16 protein-coding genes and 1 pseudogene are annotated in these 19,210 nt (G+C 69.3%); 9 read left to right on the forward strand and 8 right to left on the reverse strand.

All coding sequences use genetic code 11. The annotated features are described in order from the left end of the window. Position 1: 1 nt before the first annotated feature. From IG04_RS44225 to IG04_RS44235, 6 genes are all read right to left on the reverse strand, one after another. A complete protein-coding gene (locus IG04_RS44225; protein ID WP_051770639.1) occupies positions 2 to 1,531 on the reverse strand; it encodes a helix-turn-helix domain-containing protein in 1,530 nt (509 codons plus the stop codon). Then, positions 1,528 to 2,589 carry a DUF917 domain-containing protein gene (locus IG04_RS44230; RefSeq protein ID WP_030479157.1) on the reverse strand — a complete coding sequence of 354 codons (1,062 nt, stop codon included), beginning with the start codon at positions 2,587 to 2,589 and terminating at the stop codon, positions 1,528 to 1,530. Before IG04_RS44230 ends, IG04_RS44225 begins: the two co-directional genes overlap by 4 nt. A gap of 10 nt (positions 2,590 to 2,599) precedes the next feature. After that, positions 2,600 to 4,141: a hydantoinase/oxoprolinase N-terminal domain-containing protein gene (locus IG04_RS0125050; protein ID WP_030479158.1), complete on the reverse strand. Its 1,542-nt coding sequence runs from the start codon at positions 4,139 to 4,141 to the stop codon at positions 2,600 to 2,602. 9 nt (positions 4,142 to 4,150) lie between these two features. Further along, entirely contained in the window at positions 4,151 to 5,470 is a 1,320-nt protein-coding gene (locus tag IG04_RS0125055; protein ID WP_051770685.1) for a purine-cytosine permease family protein, read from the reverse strand. Positions 5,471 to 5,584: 114 nt separating this feature from the next. Beyond that, entirely contained in the window at positions 5,585 to 6,217 is a 633-nt protein-coding gene (locus IG04_RS0125060) for a hypothetical protein (RefSeq protein WP_084401902.1), read from the reverse strand. A 63-nt stretch (positions 6,218 to 6,280) separates the two neighbouring features. After that, a complete protein-coding gene (locus tag IG04_RS44235; protein WP_084401903.1) occupies positions 6,281 to 6,832 on the reverse strand; it encodes a hypothetical protein in 552 nt (183 codons plus the stop codon). A 56-nt stretch (positions 6,833 to 6,888) separates the two neighbouring features. On the opposite strand from IG04_RS44235, the gene IG04_RS44240 reads away from it, so the two are divergent. The 9 genes and pseudogenes from IG04_RS44240 (at position 6,889) to IG04_RS0125105 (ending at position 16,348) form a co-directional block, all read left to right on the forward strand. Next, on the forward strand, positions 6,889 to 7,341 hold the full coding sequence (locus IG04_RS44240) for a YbaB/EbfC family nucleoid-associated protein (RefSeq protein WP_051770645.1): 453 nt from the start codon (positions 6,889 to 6,891) through the stop codon (positions 7,339 to 7,341). After that, a complete protein-coding gene (locus IG04_RS0125075) occupies positions 7,338 to 7,643 on the forward strand; it encodes a hypothetical protein (RefSeq protein WP_030479163.1) in 306 nt (101 codons plus the stop codon). Before IG04_RS44240 ends, IG04_RS0125075 begins: the two co-directional genes overlap by 4 nt. Continuing rightward, the gene (locus IG04_RS0125080) at positions 7,640 to 8,134 is read left to right on the forward strand and encodes a DUF6346 domain-containing protein (protein WP_144065550.1); all 495 of its coding nucleotides are present in this window, start codon (positions 7,640 to 7,642) and stop codon (positions 8,132 to 8,134) included. Before IG04_RS0125075 ends, IG04_RS0125080 begins: the two co-directional genes overlap by 4 nt. Beyond that, positions 8,131 to 9,432, forward strand: a complete 1,302-nt coding sequence (locus tag IG04_RS44245) for a WXG100 family type VII secretion target (protein ID WP_051770647.1) — start codon at positions 8,131 to 8,133, stop codon at positions 9,430 to 9,432. The genes IG04_RS0125080 and IG04_RS44245 overlap by 4 nt, the downstream gene beginning before the upstream one ends. Continuing rightward, entirely contained in the window at positions 9,429 to 9,815 is a 387-nt protein-coding gene (locus IG04_RS0125090) for a DUF6346 domain-containing protein (RefSeq protein WP_030479166.1), read from the forward strand. The genes IG04_RS44245 and IG04_RS0125090 overlap by 4 nt, the downstream gene beginning before the upstream one ends. Positions 9,816 to 9,969: 154 nt before the next feature. After that, a pseudogene (locus IG04_RS48990) lies at positions 9,970 to 10,056 on the forward strand (DUF2399 domain-containing protein); the annotation flags it as partial. Positions 10,057 to 10,111: 55 nt separating this feature from the next. Beyond that, entirely contained in the window at positions 10,112 to 11,512 is a 1,401-nt protein-coding gene (locus IG04_RS0125095; RefSeq protein WP_245816482.1) for a TIGR02677 family protein, read from the forward strand. Then, a complete protein-coding gene (locus tag IG04_RS0125100; RefSeq protein WP_030479314.1) occupies positions 11,509 to 12,582 on the forward strand; it encodes a TIGR02678 family protein in 1,074 nt (357 codons plus the stop codon). Before IG04_RS0125095 ends, IG04_RS0125100 begins: the two co-directional genes overlap by 4 nt. After that, positions 12,575 to 16,348 carry a TIGR02680 family protein gene (locus IG04_RS0125105; RefSeq protein ID WP_036015818.1) on the forward strand — a complete coding sequence of 1,258 codons (3,774 nt, stop codon included), beginning with the start codon at positions 12,575 to 12,577 and terminating at the stop codon, positions 16,346 to 16,348. The genes IG04_RS0125100 and IG04_RS0125105 overlap by 8 nt, the downstream gene beginning before the upstream one ends. Here IG04_RS0125105 and IG04_RS0125110 read toward each other — a convergent pair. Together IG04_RS0125110 and IG04_RS48665 are read right to left on the reverse strand one after the other, a co-directional pair. Next, complete coding sequence (locus IG04_RS0125110) at positions 16,345 to 16,851, reverse strand: hypothetical protein (RefSeq protein ID WP_030479169.1); 507 nt, start codon at positions 16,849 to 16,851, stop codon at positions 16,345 to 16,347. The two genes, IG04_RS0125105 and IG04_RS0125110, sit on opposite strands and share 4 nt — an antisense overlap. Continuing rightward, positions 16,848 to 19,166: a helix-turn-helix domain-containing protein gene (locus IG04_RS48665; RefSeq protein ID WP_030479170.1), complete on the reverse strand. Its 2,319-nt coding sequence runs from the start codon at positions 19,164 to 19,166 to the stop codon at positions 16,848 to 16,850. Before IG04_RS48665 ends, IG04_RS0125110 begins: the two co-directional genes overlap by 4 nt. Positions 19,167 to 19,210: the final 44 nt, after the last annotated feature.

Below are 19,210 nucleotides of genomic sequence, written 5' to 3' on the forward strand. Positions count from 1 at the left end.
CTCACTCGTCGGAGGCGCGGACCGCCCGGCAGGCCAGGTGCACCGCGAGCCGCTCGTCCGGGTTCAGCAGGCTGACCCCGAGCAACTGCTCGACCCGGTTGATCCGCTGCGACACCGTGTTCCGGTGCACCTTCAGCCGCACGGCCGCGGACGAGGTCACCGACTCCTCGTCCAGGTAGACGGCGAGGGTGCGCAGCAGTTGCCCGTCCTCCACGCCTGCCAGCGGTGCCAGCAGGCGCGTGGCCTGGTCGACCAGCGCCGGGGTCTCGGCCGCCATCGACAGCAGGCGCCGCACGCCCAGTTCGTCGACGTGCACGACCTTCGCCGAACCGGTCATCGCGGCGGCCTCGCGGGCCTCGGCCAGCGTCCTGCCCACGCCGGTGACGCCGGGGTGCGGCCGTCCGATGCCGGCGACGAGCTGACAGCCACCGAGCACCTGGGCGATCTTCGCGGTCAGTTCGCGGTGCTGCGACTGCGGCGGCTCGGAGTCGTTGGTGAGCCAGAACGACCAGCCCTCCGCGCCCTCGACCAGCTGGCCGTGCAGGCCGCGGCGGGACAGCTCGACGCGCAGCCGTTCGGTGCCGGTGGCGTCGAGCACGCCCGGCGCGGCAGGCACCACGTAGACGCCCGTGTGCCAGCCGTCGAGGCGCCACCCGGCCAGCACGGCCTGCTGCACCAGCTGCGGCGGCACGTCGTCGCCGGAGGCGAGCAGTTCGGACAGCAGTGAGCCGCGGGAACGGGCCTGGCGCTCGGCCTCCAGGCGTTCGGCGGCGACCCAGCTGCCCAGCGCCCACGACGCGACCTGACTGATCTGCAGGACCGTCTCGGCCCAGCGCTTGTTGCGGCCGCGGGCGTGCGAGACGAGCCACAGGTGCACGTGCCCGGTCCGGTCGGTCTCCACCGGCACGGCCACGGCGAAGCCCTCGGCCATCTCTGCGGTGGCGGCGACGGAGCCGGCCAGCAGCTCCGGTGGCAGGCCTGGCGGCGACACCCCCTCGATCGCGGTGCCGTCCGCGCTGATCACGGCGCACGTCACGTGCAGCTCGCCGGACAGGATCGTGATCACCGAACGCGGATCTGGCCTGCTGCGCCCCAGCCGCGCGGTGACGGCGTTGAGCAGCCGGGCCGCCGCGACCTCGGGGCGGCGCACGGCCGTGCGCAACGCGTCCGCGACCAGCAGCGGGTCGTCCGCGTCGGCCTGCAGCAGGGGCACGCCGAGCCGGTTCGCGAACGAGATCGTCGCGGCGGAAGGGGCCTGGTACGCGCCCGTCGACGACCGCACCAGCACGACGGCCCGCACGTCCGCGCTGTACGCCCGGCGCAGCGCCACCTCGACGAGGTACGGCTGGTGCCCGGTCAGGATCACCAGGTCTCCGGCCGAGCACGCCTCGACGGCGGTCATGTCCGCCGCCAGCCGCACGTCCGCGACCTCGGTGCCCACACCACGTTCGCCCGCCAGCAGGGTCGCGTCGCCGAAGACGCCGATCTCCAGCAGATCGCGCACGGTCAGCGAGCCGGCGTCGTCGATCATTCGGCGCCCCGGAACGGCACGTAGTCGAGGTCGTAGCCGAACGCCCGCGGATCGACCCTGCCGAGCATCTCCGCGGGCAGCCACTGCGCCGGCGATGGGAGCGCTACCACGTCCACGACCGCGCCGAACCCGAGTCGTTCGGCCGACAGCGGGTGGCCGGTCTCGGCGTCCAGGCAGCACAGCAGGTCAGGCGTCGTCACGAGCGCCTCGCCGTCCGCGAGCGCGACGAGGTACTCCCCCTGCATCTCCAGGCGCACGTACGCATCGTCGGCGTCCAGCCGCCGCAGCGCCACCGTTCCGCGTGGAAAGTCGCCGACCGACTCGCGCCACACCTCGACGACTTTTCCCCGCGTGACAAGGAAACCGCCGGAGGCCTTGGCCCGTTCGCCGACGGAGTCCGAGTGCCGCGACCAGATCTCGCCCAGTTCCAGGGCACGGGCGAGCGAGCCCGTTATGCCCGCTTCGACCGCGTCCGCGAGCTTCAACGGCTTCGCGACCATCATCGCCCAGCCGCCGAAGTCGACCATCACCGTGCGGGCGAGCTTCTCGATGCCGGTCGAGTCGAGCACCGCCCGGTTGCCGCTGGGTTCGGTGATGGCCAGCGGGGTCGTGGGCAGCCCGGCCGCGTCGTAGGTCGTCTGGTCGATCCGCGGGAACGCTCTCCCCATGCCGTCGACGTCGACGTACGGCAGGCCCAGCCGTGCCGCCAGGAGCAGCGGCAACAGGCCGTTGCACCCGCCGATCTCCCATCCGATGACCGCCGTCGCGGGCGTGGAGTCGTGCGCCTGCAACGCCTTCAGGGCTTCCTCGGCCTCCAGGCCGGAGGGCAGCTTCTCGATCATCACGGTCGGCGCGCCGAGCAGCCCGACCCGCGCGCCGTAGCCGTCCGGGTCCGCCTCCCCCGGCTCGAGGATCGTGACCGGTCCGCTCTGCCGCATCTCGTGCCGCAGCATCGCGGCGAACGCGTGCGTCTCCTGCTCGCCGCCCCCGCCACCGCTGCCGAGCATGACCACGCCCAGGGCGAGCCGGTCCACCTCGTCGGGCCGCAGCAGGTGCATGGCCGGGACTTTAGTGGCCGAGCAGCAGATCACCCACCGCGCGCGCCCGCACGCGGCTCGCGTTCCCCGGCAGGTACGCGAGCGGGACCTCCTCGATCTCGACGATCCGCACGCTGCCGGCGTCCGCACCCGCGGCCACCGCCTTGTCCACAGCTTCCTGCCGAGCCGCGTCGAGCACCTCGTCACGCCGCGCGGGCTCCATCGTGAACACCCGGTCGACCTCTCCGCCGACCTGCGCGATCGCCGCGCCGATGGCGTTGGCGAACGCGTGGTGCTCCGGCCTCACGATGCCGCTGACGCCCTCGATCCCGTCCCGCACGAGCACACTGCCACCGCCCACCAGCACGACGGGCAACGGCGCCGGGCTCGTGCGCATGCGGTCGACCTGCGCGGCGATCCGGTCGCCGACATGGTCGAGCACCGACCGCACGAGCGTGCCGTCGAGGTGCCGCACCAGACTCGCGTCGCCGATGTCGGCGAGACCCGCCGCGACCGCGACGTCCGTCGCCGTCAGCGTGTCACCACCGAACACCAGGGCCTGCCGGGACAACCGGAATCCGACGCTGTCCGGGCCCACCCGGATCTCCGGCCGCTGCCGCACGACGCTGCCGCCCCCGAGGCCGACCGAGCGGACGTCGGGCATCCGGAAGTTCGTGCGCACACCGCTGATGATCACCTCGGACGACGCCTCGCGCGGGAAACCGTTGTGCAGCATGCCGATGTCGGTCGTCGTGCCGCCGACGTCGACCACCGCGCAGTCGTCCGTCCCGGACAGGAACGCGCCGCCGCGCATGGAGTTCGTCGGCCCCGAGGAGAACGTGGCGACCGGGTAGCAGCGCGCGTACTCCAGGTCCATCAGCGTGCCGTCGTTCTGGCTGAGGTAGAGCGGGGCGCCGATGCCTTGTGCCGTCAGGGATTCCACGAGGCCGTCGGCGATCTGCTCGGCGAGCACGCGCAGGGCGGCGTTGATGATCGTCGCGTTCTCCCGCTCCAGCAGGCCGAGCCGCCCGATCTCGTGCGAGAAGCTCACCAGCAGCCCCGGCACCTCGGCCGTGAGGATTTCCGCGGCCCGGCGTTCGAACTCGCTGCTGACCAACGAGAACACCGAGGTGATGGCGACCGAGCGCACGCCCTTGTCCGCGATGTCGGCGGCGACGGCGCGCAGTTCGTCCTCTCTGAGCGGCGAGATGACCCGGCCGTCGTACTCGTGCCCGCCGTGGCAGAGATACGCGTGCCCGCCGATGGCCTGCCGCAGTTGCTCGGGCCAGTCGACGAACGGCGGAAGTGCCGTGGTGGCGGGAAGTCCGAGCCTGATGGCCGCCGTCCGCGCCAGGCCCCGGCCTTCCACGACGGCGTTGACGAAGTGCGTCGTGCCGATCATGACCGCGGTGATCGCCGCCGGTTCGAACGCGTGCCGCAGCCCGCCGACCGCCTCGATGATCCCCGTCGTCACGTCGGCCGTCGTCGTCGCCTTGCACACGGCCAGGACCCGCCGGCCCTCGACGAGAACGGCATCGGTGTTCGTGCCGCCGACGTCGATACCGATGTGCATGTCCACCCCTCAGGCGACCGCCGCCTCCTCGGCCACCTTACGGTTGGTGGCCCGGCGCGTCCTCATGCGGAGCAGGTCCAGCCGTCCGGCGCAGACGTACAGCGCGAACGCGAGCACGAGTGAGTTCACACTGGACTGTCCGAACGCCAGGAACTCGCCGGCGACGGCCGAAGCCGGCCAGATGACCACCGTGGCGGGCACCCACGAGGGCGCCGAGCGCGGCACGTAAGGCCGCGTGGAGATGATCTCGTTGCGCCACCGCCGCACGACGAAGTACTCGGCGATCATGATCCCGGCGACGGGCGGGAACACCACGCCCAGCAGCACCAGGAAGTGGCTGAACTGGTGCACGATCCCCGCCGCCGCGAGAACACTGCCGGCGCACCCGACGATGACGGTCACCTGCACCCGGCTGATCCGGAGCGCGAACACGGCGTCGAAGAAGTTCACGAGGCCGAGCGAGGCCGAGTAGAGGTTCCAGTCGTTGATCTTCAGCACCGCCGTGACCACGATCAGCGCGCCGATCCACCCGCCGGACGCGCTGATGACGCCCATGACGTCCGTCGTGCCGAGCCCGCGCGCGAGAAGCACCCCGGCGAGGCTGATGACCCACTCGCCGAGCGTGATCCCGAGAACCGTCTGCTTGATGACGTCCCGCTCGTTGCGGTTGAAGCGCGTCATGTCCGGCGCGATCGCCGCCCCGACGATGAAACTGCCGGTGACCAGCGTGATCGCCGTCAGCATCCCGATCGAGGGCCCCGGCGCCGGACCACTGAGCGCGGCACCGACATCGTGGACGTTGGTCAGCACGAGCCAGCCGAGCAACAGCAGGAACGCGGGCACCGCCACGTACGCCGTCCACGCCATCCACCGCACGCCATAGGCGGCGATGACCGTGACGACGACCCCGAAGAGCAACGACCACACCGGCGCCGGCAACACCCCCGCGACGGTGGCGAGCGTCATCCCAGCCAGCCCGGTCTGCACGCCGAACCACCCGGTGCACGACAGGGCGATGATCAGCCCGAGCACCGCCGACCCGGCGTGCCCGAACCCCGTCCACCGGCTCAGAATCGCCGTGGAGAGACCTTCCCGCTGCCCGATGACCCCGACCGTGATCGCCACGGCGTTGAGCAGCACGGCCCCGATCGTGAGCGCGAGGAACGCGTCCCAGAACGTCATGCCGAAGCCAAGTGTCGCGCCCAGCAGCAACTGGCTCAGCGCGGTCGTCTGCCCGAAGCGCTGGGTCGCGACTGACAACCACGGGTGCCGCGCCTGGTCAGGGACACGGCTGAGGGCCTGATCATCACGCCCGAGAAGAGCGGCCACGATCATCCCTCCGCCCTGTGATCGACAACCCGGACAGTAATAGGCCACCCACGGTCGAGCTACAGACAATGTGCACAGTCGGATGAATCACCACGTTGCGATACGCACAGGCACCTAATTCATCGCGAGTGCGATTCGCCTTCGCGCGACCAACCGGGTCTGGTGCACGTCCATGCTCACCCCGAGCCCAGGCCGCCGCTCGAACCGGTCGTAACTGCGGCTGAGCAGCCAGTGAGCCGCCACCGGCGTGATCAGCTCCAACCGCATCTCGTCCCGCAGCCGAGCCAGCGCCTCCTCCACCTGCCGCGTCAGAAACGCATGCCGGGTGAGGCTCCCACTGATTTCGTCGATCATGAAAACCATGGCATGAGGCGAGTCGCCGTACGAATAGCTGCACAGCAGTGCCAGATATCCCGCGTCGATCGACCGGTCACCGATCCAGCACTCCCCGAATGTGAGCGCTCCCAAATCCCACTTCGGTTCGGACTGACGGCGCGCGGCCTCCTGAGCCCACACCCCGGGCCGCCCAGGCAGCAGATGCCCCAGCGCCGTCAGCAACGCCGCACTGCGCCGGCTGGGCACCTCCCCCAGGTGCCGGACGACGACCTCCCACAACTCCTCGTTGTCCGCGAACGGCCCCACGAAGGCACTGACCTGGAGCTCGACCTCCAGCGGATCGGTGAGCTGCGGCAACGGGCGCCCGGCATCCACCACCGCCTGCTGCATGGGGGTCAGCCTCGTCCGCATGGGCGCGAGATTAGGCCGATCGGCGCAACGCAGCCCGCGCGTGGCTCGACGCCACCACGCGGATCACCCCATCGTGATCACCGAACGAAGCCCGTCCACGAGCAGGTCGCCCGGTACCTCGAACTGAACACCGCCCTGCGCGGTCACCAGCACCGTGACAGGCCGCTCCAGCGCGTCCACGACCACGGCCAGCTCCACCCCGCGAAACCGGTGCCAATGCGGCGGCCAGTCCCGCGGCCGCGCACGTTCCGAAGCGAAGACGTCCACGACGTCCTTGCGCATGACGAGATGCTTTCTCGGTTCGCGAGCGGGATCAGCCGGCAGCACGAGTTCGGCGGCCAACACAGCGTCGACCAGTTCAGCCTTGTCCGCGTACCCGCGGTGCACGAGGTACATCAACGACTCGAGGTCGTTCTCGAAGCTGATCTCCAGTGGCCGATACCGTGGATTCGGCACGTACTGATCAGTGATCTCACCCTGTGCGTCCACGAGATATCGCCCGATGACCGCCTCGCCCGAACTACCGTCGTAGGCGGGGTCGACCACGTGCAACCAGTTGTTGGGCATGCGACGAGCGCGTTCCCGCATCTCCCGAGTGATGAGCGGCTTCATCATGCACGCATTGTGCCGAACCGTGCGCGGAGAGTTCGTACGAATGCGATCATTCGATCGTGACCGATCCGCACGCGTTCCTCGCGAACTTCGAACAGCGCCTGCACCAGGCCCAGGAACAGGCGAACGCCATCCAGACGGCGTTCCGCGAATCCCGCACAGAAGCCCAGAGCCCTGACGGCTCGGTCATCGTCACCGTGGGCTCCGGCGGCCGAATCGAGTCACTCCAGCTCACCCCGCGCGCCGACGACCTCGGCCACACCGCCCTGGGCCGCACGATCATGGACACCATCCGCCGCGCCCAGGTCGAGGCCGCCCGCAAGATCGAGGACACGATGCGCCCGATCCTCGGTGACGGCGAGGGCATGGCCTTCCTGCGCGAACAGGTCGAGCAGGGCATCGCCGTGATCGACCCGGCGGGCACCGTCGCCGAACCGCCACCCGCCCCAGGCCGTCCCGCACCACCCCAGGGCGATGACGACGACTTCGGCGGAAGCTCGGTGCTGCGATGACCGGCTTCGCGGCGCAGTCCGAGGCCATCGCGGCCCACGGCAAGCAGATCGTCGGCCGGCTCTCCCCGTCTCTGCAGGAGGTCGCCTCCGCCTCCCAGGTGAGCCTGGGCCCCGCCGTGATGGGTGAGCTCTGCCAAGCGTGGTCGTGGATCTTCAACGACGAACTGGACAAGGCGAAGTTGCTGCTCGCCGAACTGCCCAAGGCGTTCGAGGCCACCGGCGACGGCCTCTGCTCCACCGCGGAGACCTACCAGCAGACCGAAGACGCCAACCGCGCCTCCCTCCGGGGAGTGGACGGATGAAGATGGCAAAGCGCATCGCGATCGCGACCGTCCTCTGGATCGTCGCCCTCTACCTCGCCCAAGCCGCGCCCCGGTTCTTCGGTGGCGAGGTCGGTTCCGGCGGAGAGACGAAGGGCTACGCCGAGGACATCTCCTGTTCGAGGAACTGGTGGGCTTTCGGAGTCCTCTGGTCCTGCGACGCCACCATCGTCGCCAACGACGGCAAGCGTTATCGCTACCACGACGGCAGTTCCGCACTCACGCCCGCCGACGTCGGCCAGCGCGTGCCGATGACCAACCACCGAGTGCGGACCAGCGGTTCTTCAGCCCCATCCGTGGAATGGGGGGTCACCGAACTGCGCGAGCCCATCAAAGCCCTCGTGGCCCTCTCCATCGTCGGCATACCGGGAGTCGCGTTCATCATCACCGTTCGCATGTTCCGCAAGAGGAAATCCGATGATGCGGAAGAAACCGGACCAGCGTCGGCCCAGCCTGAAGGAACGAACCGATGAGCAATCCGCTGATCGCCAAGAAGGAGCCCGAAAAGAAGGCGTTCGCCGGTGCTGGTTTCGCCGACACCGGCGAGGACCTGGTCAGGCCGTTCCTCGAAGGCAAGGACATCGACCCGGTCGCCCTCGGCATAGACGGTGCCGCGATGGTGCTCGACGTCGCCGGTCTGCTCACCGACCCGCTCGGCACGCTCGCCTCGTCCGTCGTCGGCTGGATCATCGAGAACGTGGGCTTCATCCGCGAACCCTTCGACAAGCTCGCGGGTGATCCTCCCGCGATCGAGGCGGTCAGCAAGACATGGGAGAACATCGCCAAACGCCTGAACGAGGAGGCCACCGCCTACGGAAACCAGGCGAAGGCGCTCGCGGACTGGACCGGCGACGCCGCCGACGCGTACCGGACCCGGTGCAGCAGCCTGGTCGCGCAACTGCAGGGCTCTTCCGCCGCGGCTTCCTCGGCGGCGAACAAGATCAAGGTGGCCGGCGCGGTCGTCGCCGCCTCCAGGGCGTTGATCCGCGACCTGCTGGCCGACCTCGCGGGCACCCTGCTGATGTGGGGCATCCCGGCCGCCGCGTCGGCCATCCCCACGGCCGGTGCCTCGATCGCCGCCTTCATCACCCGCGCCGTGACCAAGGCCGTCGAGATCGGTACCAAGATCGCGAGGTTCGTCGCCAAGCTGTTCAAGGCCCTCGACAAGCTCGCTTCCCTGGCGAAGAAGGCAGGCGAGGCGATGCGCAAGCAGGCGGACGACCTGGCCGCGCTGAGCAGGCAGATGCCGAACAGCCGCTACGGCAACCAGCGCGCGGCGGAACTGGCGTCCGACTCCGCGACGAGGGTGTCCCGGGCGGACACGCTCGACAACGTCGGTGAGGGACTCGGCAACGCGAGCAGGCGGGTCCAGGACGGTGTCGACAACGCAATGAACAAGGTCGACGACTTCGCCCAGCGCACGAGCCGGAAAGCCGACGACTGGGCGAACCGTGTGAAGGAGAACGGCCCGGCGCGCAAGCAAAAGGTCAAGGACTTCTACGAAAAGATGAACCAGCCGCCGCTCAGCACGCGCAGCGAGAACATGGGCGACCCTGGCTACGCGGCCGGTCGCGCGGCGGACCGCGTGGACTCGCCCATGAGCAAGGGCGTGCTCGACGGCCAGAACTGGGTGCGTGCCGTGGCCAGCCGGGACATCAGCCACCTGATGCCGAACTACGGCGACCTGGTCCACCCGGCGAAGGAACTGGGGAAAGAGCTGAACAAGTCGGTGGGCAATGGCGGTCACCAGGATCCCAAGGAAGGCTCGTGACCAAACCGAGGCGGATCGGCATCGCCGCCGTTCTCTGGGGCGGCGATCCAAGGGGCTACGCGGAGAGCATCTCGTGCGCACGCAACTGGTGGGCCTTTGGCGCCCTCTGGCATTGCAACGCCACCATCGTCGCCGACGATGGCAAGCAGTACCCATACAGCAACAAGAACTCCTCGCTCACGCCAGCCGACATCGGCAACCGCGTGCCGATGACCAACAACCGCGTACGTTCCGGACGGTCTTCCCAGTCAAGCGCGGAGTGGGCGCTCGCCGAACGCAGAGACCCGAACAAGGTCGCGTACATGCTGTCTCTCATGGGCATTCCGGTAGTCGCGCTCTTCATCACGTTCCGCATGTTCCGCGACAAGAACCCGGTGGCGTGACAGGACATCACCAGCGTTGGCTGACCCTCGCCTGGTTCGCCCTTTGCGCGTACGGCGCCGCGTTCCTCCTGCTGTTCTGGGAGGACCACGGCCCTCGATGCGCCGCGGTCGCCCACGCCTTGGACGATGATCGTCCACTGGCTCCGCACACGGGACCCTGCGCTACCACGGCGACATCGACTGGGGCGGCATCCGCATCGCGAACGTACTGGACGACCTCCTGAGCGATTTGGAGGCCTGATGGCCTCCCACCCTGTCACCCGAAAGCCCTACTGCGACAAGCTACGGTGGCACAGGTGACGACGTTTCCACCGGTGCCCGCGGACCTGTTCCGCTTCACCACGACCGACCAGGCGGAGCTGCACACTGCGGTGATGCGCGTGTTCGGGGTGGCGAACGAGTGCCTGCAGACCGTCCTCACCGCCGATGACGTGCAGCAACGGCTGAGGGGCGTCGGCTGGTCCGAGCAGGTGACGGACGACGAGCTCACCGCGTCCCTCAACGCTCTCCGTCAATGGGGCCTGCTCGACGCGTCGCAGCACCGCTACGGCCTGACGAAACCAGGCGAGGCCGCGTACGCCGGCGTCCGGCACGCCGTCCACACCCTCACCACGGACGGCGCGCTGCAGACCGCCGTGCTCGACGCCATCGCGGCCCACCTCGACGAACTTCAGAAGCCGCTGGACGAGCGCCAGGCGTTCGCCACGCTCACACAGCTCGAAGGCCATCTCGAAGCGTTCAAGACCGGCACGACGCGGTTCAACGCCGACCTGCAAAGGCTCCTGAGGGACGACCAGGCGGATCTGGCCACGTTCCAGGACGTCAAACGCACGACGGTCACCTACCTGCGTGACTTCATCGCGGAACTGGACGCGCGCAAGCTGAAGATCCGCGAGGCCATCAGCGCCATCGACCCCGCCGAGCTGCACGAACGCGCGCGCAACGGCGCCGGGCTCGTCCCGGACCAGTGGTTGCAGCAACGGAAAGAGAACTGGGGCAGCCTCCGCAGCTGGTTCTGCGACAACCCGCCGCGTGTCGAGGAGCTGCAGGACGTGTCGCGCAAGGCGATCGTGCAGTTGCTGCGAGTGCTCGACCGGATCAGCGAGCAGCGCAAGAAGCCCACGAACACGGCGGCCGACTTCAGGGCGCTCGCCCGGTGGTTTGCGCGGACCGAGACCGAGGACGAGGCGCACGAGCTGTTCAACGCCGCGTTCGGGCTGTGGCCGGCGCGGCACGCGCATCTCGCGCACGCCGACGGTGAGCTGTTGCCGAGCGGCGAGGCGTGGCACAACACGCCGCCGGTGCCCGTGTCGCCGCAACTGCGCGCTACCGGCAAGCAGGAGCACATCGGCAGCACCGGCAAGGTCCGCAACGTCGACGAGGTGCGCCGCAACCGCCGCGAGCAGGCGGAGAAGGAACGCGCCGAGCTCGAGTACGCGTGGTCGCAGATCCAGACCGACGGCGCGATCCGGATCTCGACGCTCACCAACCTCGACCATGACACGTTCCACCGGCTGATCGACCTGGTCGGCAGGGCGCTGGGCAGCGATCCGGACAGCACCGGCACGCGCACGGCCGGCACCAGCGACGGGCGGATGCAGATCAACCTGCGCAACGCGCGCGGCTGGGCGACCATGACCACCCAGAAGGGCACGCTGAGCGGGCCCGACTACGTGATCGACGTGCAGAGCCGATGAGCCGTCCGGGGAACCAGCTCGCACGGCTGGAGAGCGAAGAGGTGGCGCGTGGTGTTCGTCTGCTGCTCGCGCGCCCGTTGCTCACCGCGACGCAGGACCACGATGGCTTCGACCTCATCAGAAGGCGCCGCGAACCGATCACGAAGTGGTTCGACTACTACTGCGGCTGGCGTGTGATCGTCGAGCCGCGCGCGGGATACGCGCGTCTCTTCAAGGTGACGCAACGGCCCGACCGCACGCGGCCGGCGTTCGACCGGCGGCGCTACACGCTGCTGTGCCTCGTGTGCGCGGAACTGCTGACGGTGCCGGTGAGCACGCTCGACGAGCTGACCAGCCGCACCAGGCAGGCCGCCGCCGAGGACGGCATCCAGTTCGATCCGGCCAGGCGCAGCGACCGCAACGCGTTCAACGACGTGCTGACGTTCCTCGAAGACCACGGCGCCGTCGAGACCGGCGAGCACGTCCGCGCGGACCCGACGCTCGTCACCCGCCTGCTGGCCGCGCCGGCGCCGCCCTCCACAGTGGACACGATCGCCGGCCTGACCCGCGAGACCCGCTACGACAACGCGCACCGCAGCCTGTGGCAACGGCACTCCGTGATGCGCAGGCTCATCGACGATCCGGTGCTCTACAAGGAAGATCTGACTGCGAGCCAGCTCGCGTTCCTGACGTCCCCCGCCGGGCGCAAGGTCGTCCAGACGGGTATCCGGCTCGCCGGGTGCACGCTGGAGGAACGCGCCGAGGGCTATCTCGTGGTCGACGCCGACGCGATCGCCACGGACACGAGGTTCCCGGACGACGACAACCACGCGAAGGTCGCCGCGTTGTTGTTGCTCGACCGGCTTGCACAGGGCCCGGCCACCACGGAGGACCTGGTCGAGGAAGTACGCGAGCTGCTCACGAAGTTCCGCACCTGGGCCAAGGCCTACCAGTCGGACGGTGGCGCGGGCAGGCTGGCGGCGGACGGGCTCGAACTGCTGGCGGCGTTCGGGCTCGCGCGCACGGAGAACGGCACCGTTCACAGGCTGCCCGCCGCAGCCAGGTACGCGGTCGAGGAGCTCAATGACTGACCGGTGGCAACCGAGCCGCGCCGGCATCATCAACGTCTGGCGCTACTACGACGAGATCTTCTCGTTCTACCAGGGCAGGCTGCTGCTCAGAGGCCCCAACGGCACGGGCAAGTCGAAAGCGCTCGAGCTGCTGCTGCCGTACCTGTTCGACGCGAACCTGCGTCCGCACCGTCTGTCGACGTTCGGCAGTGCGGACCGCACGATGCACTGGAACCTCATGGGCGAGGGCAACCAGGGCAGTACGCGCGTCGGGTACGTGTGGCTGGAGTTCCAGCACGGCGAGCAGTGGTTCACGTGCGGTGCGCGGCTCCAGGCCACCACGAACACGTCGAACGTCATCGCCACGTACTTCACGACGTCGCTCCGGATCGGTGATCTGGCGCTGGTGAACGAGGCTGGGCGCCCGTTGACCAAGAGCGATCTCATTGACGCGATCGGCGACTACGGCGTCGTGCACGCCTCACCGGCCGATTACCGCCATACGGTGCGGACGACGTTGTTCCCCGGCGTGAGCGAGCAGAGGTACGACTCGCTGATCACCGCGCTGTTGCAGCTGCGCACGCCGAAGCTGTCCGAGCGGCTCGACCCGAGCGTGCTGTCCTCGTTGCTGTCCAAGGCACTTCCGCCGCTGGACCAGTCCGATCTGACCGAGATCGCCGAGGGGTTCGAACGGCTCGACCGCCAGCGCGAGGAACTGCGGCGGCTCGACGAGGAGATCTCCACCGCCGAACGGCTGGCGGACGTGCAGCGCGGCTACGCCCAGCGCGTTCTCGGAGTGGCCGCACGGGCGCTGGAGTCGGCGACCGAGCAGCTCGAGGACCTGACGCGGGCCGCGCGGATGAGCGAACGCCGCTACCAGCGGCAGATCACGCTGACCGACGAGGCGTTCGACCAGCTCGCGGCGCTGGGACGCGAGGCGAGCGCGGTCGACGCCCAGATCTCCGGCATCTCCGACCTGCCCGCCTACCAGGAGGGAAAGCAGCTCGACCTGTTGCGGCAGCAGCTTTCCGCCGCGAACGTGCGGGCTTCGGAGGCCACCGCGCACGCCGTGAAACTTCGCGCGCGTGCCGTTGCCGACGACGAGCAGGCGGAGCAGGCCAAGTCCGATGCGGCCGCACGTGCCGATGAGCTGCGACGCTCTGCCGTGATCGCACGGGAAGCCGCCGAGCACGCGGGCATGCCGTCGCTGTTCGAGGAGATCGAGTCCCACGCCGACGCGCGGTCGGGCCGTCAGCTGCTCACCGCCGCCATCGAGTCCAGGTCCACCGAGATCAACTCGATCAGTCGTGCCGTCGCCGCGCACGAGAAAGCCGTCGACGCACGGAATGCCGCACGTCAACGGCATGAGGAAACGCGTGACGAGCTCGACCTCGCCACGAACGCGGAAACCGTGGCGCAGCGGACGTTCGAGCAAGCGTTTGCGAAGTTCCGCGCGGACTTCGACACGTGGGCGCACGGTTGTTCCGAGCTGAACGTGTCCGAGCACGGCGAGGTCGTCGAGGCCGCTGCACGCGCTCGCGAGGAGTTCAGCCGCATCGAGGCGCGTCTGGAGGAGACGCGCACGGCGTTGAACGGCCAGCTCTCGCAGTACAACGCTATCCGCGAGAAGCTTGCCAACCAGGTCGACGTGCCGCCGCCCGCGCCGTACACGCGTGACGACGAGTACCGCGCTCATGCCGTGGGCGCCCCTCTGTGGCGTCTGGTCGACTTCCGCCCTGGCACGCCACTGCCCGTGCGTGGCGCGGTCGAGGCGGCCCTGGAGGCGTCGGGGCTACTCGACGCGTGGCTCACACCGGACAACTCGTTCGGCATGTCCGACCGGGACCGTTTCGCCGAACCTTCGCTGGCACCACCCGCTCCCGGCTACACGCTGCTGGAGGTGCTCGTCACCGACGACGAGCGCTGCCGCCGGTTCCTGGAGGGCGTCGCGTTCGGCGACACGGCCACCGGTCACGCCGTCGCGATCGGCGCGGACGGGACGTGGCGGCTGGCCAACGCGCACGGCCGCTGGACCAAGGACTTCCCCACCTACATCGGCGCGGACGCCCGCAAACGGGCCCGCGCGGGCCGGATCGCCGAGCTGACCGGCCTGATCGAGCAGCTCGCCACCGATCTGTCCGGTGTGGACGCCGCGCTGAACCAGATCGCCGTTCGCCGCGCGACGCTGGCCGGTGAGATGGCCAGGCAACCCTCGACCGACTCGATCGAGATCGCGGAAGAGCAGCGGACCAAGGCGCAGTTGCGTTGTGCGGCGAGGAAAGACGCCGTCGCGGCCGCAGCCCAGCGGGTGGCGGACGCCGAGGCCGTCGTCGCCCAGCACGCCGCCACGACCGACATTCCGGACGCGGACGCGCTGTCGGCCTTCGCCACCGCGGCCCACCGCTGGCTGGACGACCGCCACGACGCGTTCACCACCGAGGCGCTGTCGGTCGAGGCCGGCAGCCGTGCCTCGACGAGCAGCGCGCTGGCCGACGAGGCCGAGGAGACGACGGCCGCCCGTCAGCAGGAGGCCGCCGACCTCGCCATCACGCTGGAGACCGTCGAACGTGCCGCGGGCTCCGAGTTCCAGGCCCTGGACCAGCAGCTCATCTCGTTGCGCGCCAAGGCTCTCGCGCTGGCCGAGGAACGCGAACTACTGCAGGACAAGCAAACGGGCCTGGCGCGCACACTCGGCACGTTGGAGGAGAAACGCAAGGGCGACACCGCACGTGCCGCGGAAGCCGCTGTCGTGCATGAGGCGGCCGAAGCACGCTATCGGCATCTGACCAGCGGCCACCTGCCCGCCGACGCCGGCGAGGTGCCCGACGGACCGGTGGACCCGCGCCTGATCCGCGACTCCGAGTCTCGTCTCGGTGCCGCCGTGCACCAGGCGCAGCACCAGCTGGCCGGCCGCATCGACCTGTCGCTCGACCCCGACGACGACGTCACCGTGCTGACCGCGACGCTGGACGGCGCGCGCATGGGTGCGCACGCCCTGCTTCAAGCACTGCAAGCCGAACGTGACCGCGTGCGCACGCACATCACGGACGGCGAACGCGACCTCTTCGACCAGACCCTGACCGGCGACACCCGAAGGCACATCGCCCAGCGCATCCAGGGCGCGTCCGAGCTCGTCGGCACCATGAACCAGCGCTTGGAGCGCGTCCAAACAGCGTCCGGCATCCGCGTGCAACTCGACTGGCAGGTCGATCCCCAGCTGCCGCCGGGTACCCGAGAGGCCCGCGATCTCCTGTTGCGTTCAGACCTGAACGACGACGAACGCGCGTTGCTGCACCAGTTCTTCCGCGAGCGCGTGGAGGAAGCACGCGCGCACGACTCCGCGACGGGCTGGGAACAACAACTCGCCCAGGTGCTCGACTACACGACGTGGCACCAGTTCGTCGTGAAGGTGGACCGAGGCGAAGGCTGGGTGCCCGTCACCAAGCGCGTGCACGGCGCGTTGTCCGGCGGCGAGAAGGCCATCGTGCTGCACCTTCCGCTGTTCGCCGCGGCGGCCGCGCACTACCACGCCACCCCGACCGCACCCCGCCTGATCCTGCTGGACGAGGTCTTCGTCGGCGTCGACGCCACGAACCGCGGTCAGCTGCTGGAACTGCTGGTGAACTTCGACCTCGACCTGGTGCTCACGTCGGACCACGAGTGGTGCGACTACCGGGAGCTGACCGGCATCGCCATCCACCAGCTCACGACCGGCACGGACGGGGACGATGCCGTGACGACCGTGCGCTTCACGTGGGACGGACACAGCCTCACGGCCGACGACTAACTCCCGAACAACGCCAGCAGTTCACGCTGCTCGGCGGCGACGGAGAACAACGGGTTGCGCCGCGGATAGATCTCCGCGGCCGCCCACAGTTCCGTGCGCACACTGGACGCGGTACCGATTCTGCGTCCACGCGCGCGTAGGTCGGCCACGAGGGCCGCGGCGTCGAACAGGTACACGGCGTCGATGACCAACGGTCTCGTCGTGCCGCGAGAGCTGGCGGGAGGCACCTTGGGCCCGGCCAGCACCAGGTAGAGGTCCGGACCTTCCTCCTTCAGGTCCAGCAGCCCTTCCCGCTTCGGGTACCACTTCACGTCCACCGACCGGCCGTCGCGGAACCTGCCGTTGATGCCTTTGGACGTCTCCAGCACGATGCCGAAGACCTGGACGGCGATCCACTCGCCGAGGTGCGCGGTCAGCGCCGGACGCCCGATGCGCTCGGCTAGTTCGGCATCGATGCGGTTGCGTTCCTGGATGAGCTCGGCCACCCGGTCGATCGCGGTCATGCCGACCCTGTCGTCCGAACCGTGCCGAGCGTTATCCCCGGTCTGTCGAGGTCATCCCCGAGAACCAGCGCGAGTTCGCCGCGCGTCGCGATCCCGAGCTTCGCGTACGTGCTGGACAGGTGGTTGTCGACAGTCCGCACGGAGATCACCAGCGACTCGGCGATCTCCTTGTTCGTAAGTCCCCGTGCGGCCAGCACGGCGACCTCACGCTCCCGCTTGGTGAGCGGCACCAACGTCACCCCGGCCAGCGCGGGTGTTCGCGCACCCTCGCACAGGCCGATCAACCGTCCGGCCAGCGCGCGGTTGCCCGACGCGGCGGCGGCCTCCGCCGCGAACAGCACGTACCCGGCTTTCTCGAACCGCGCGGCCACTTCCTCCAGCGCCGCGGAGTCGTTGCGCACCAACGCCTCCGCGTGCGCCGCGTACACCGGGACCAGCAGCCCGGTCATGGTGGCGGCGAGTTCCCGCAGCCGTTCCAAGGCGTCGGAAGCGCGCCCGAGCCGCACCGCCTCGTGCAGGAACACCGCCTCGGCGGCGAACTCGGTGTGCGTCCTGGCGTCCTCTGCCGCCTCGAACGGCGACGTCCCGCCCGCCCAGATCCTCGCCTGCCACAGCCCGATGCCGTACGGGCGCATTCCCGGCGGCGCCAGCGGTTCCGCCTCGGCGAGCAGTGCACGCGCGTCGTTGCCCAGCAACGCCTCCACGTGAGCGAGTTCGCAGAGCCGCACGAACGGCTGCGTGGGCCGTGCTTCTCGCAGTAAGCGCCGTGCTTCGAGCAGCCGGCCACCAGCGCGTGCCAAGCCGGCGCACGACACGGCCCAGCTCGACCGCATGGAATCCCACTCGGCCTTCTCCCGATGCGCTTGCACGGCAAGACGCTCCGCACGGGCCAGTTCACCGTGCATGGAGTACACGAACACCTCGGAGAACAAGTTCATCTCGGCGCCCAGTCCAACCTCGGGGTGCGGCGGAACCACCGGGAACGGTCCCGTGTAGCGGCCCTGCACCACGTCGATCATCGCGAGGATCGCCGCCTCACCCGAATCCGAGGGCGAGAGCAGCGCACGAGCCTCGTCGTACTTGCCGTCGAAGAACAGGAACACGGCCCGTCCCGCCGGCATCATGATCATCTCTGCGGCTTCCTCGGTGCGCCCGAGAGCCCAACCGAGGTTCATCGCGCGCATGGTGCGGACCTCGATCGGGTCGTCGTCGGTCGCGACCGGCGCGAAGACCTTCTCGGCTTCCTCCGCACGATCCGTGAACAACAGGATGAGGGCCAACTGTCGTGCGGCCTCGACACCACCACCGACGGACCATGCGGCTCGTGCGAGCCGTTCTGCCAGAACGACACCACCTGTCGCGCTGGCGATGTTCGCCGCCCGCAGAAGCAACTCGGGATCGTCCGCCGTACCGCTGTCCAGGCGCAACACCGCTACTCGCAACGGATCGTCGAGCACGGAAGCCAGGTACCGCTGATGGTTCCGCTTGCGCAGAGGAGGGCACTGCGCGCGCAACACCTCGCCGTACAACGGATGCGCGAGCCTCAGTCCGTCATCGGTCACGGTCACGAGCCCGTCCAACGTCTCCGACGCGGCCAGGTCCAGCGGCTCACCGAACGCGAGCAGCTCCAGCACCCGGCGTTCCTCGGCGGGCACGGCGCCGAGGTGTGCCTCGATCAGCTCCACCAGCCGTGGCGACAACGGCAGCGGTCCGTCCAATGACCACACACCGCCGTGCGACACCCACTGCGCAGCGAAGTGCATCTCTCGCAGCAGCAACATGTTTCCGGCGGACGCTGTCCACAGCCGATCGGCCGTCACGCTGTCCAGCACGCCGCCGAGCACGGTCTCCAGCACCTCGACCACCGCCGCACGTCCGAGCGGCTCGAGCTCGATGCGCGGCAGCAGTTCGTCCTTCCAGAGCGCCACCACCGGTTCCGGCGCGCGTTCGCCCGAACGCAACGTCGCCACCACGACGGCTTCCCGGTGTTGTACGAGCTGGTGCAGCAGACCTGCCGACGCGTCGTCGAGGAGATGGACGTCATCGACCACCACGACGCGACCGCGCAGCGCCGTCCGTGCGGCGGTCAACATCGCCAACGGCGAGGGATCCACCGACGGCAAGAAAGGTGCCATCACGCCGAGTGGAATCTCCGACATCGCCGCCGTGGCACGCAACCGGACGTCGCACTCGACCTCGTCCAACAGCCGTGTCTTGCCCACGCCGGCAGGACCCGCCACGATCAGCCCCGCACCTCGCACCGCGCGCCGGACCGCGATGAGTTCGGCGTCCCTCCCCACGAACGGCCACCCCATACCGTCAGGCTAGGTGATCCCCGCCGACAAGATGGGTGGTCGCC

The organism is Lentzea albidocapillata (assembly GCF_000719115.1).
Classification (GTDB): Bacteria; Actinomycetota; Actinomycetes; order Mycobacteriales; family Pseudonocardiaceae; genus Lentzea; species Lentzea albidocapillata.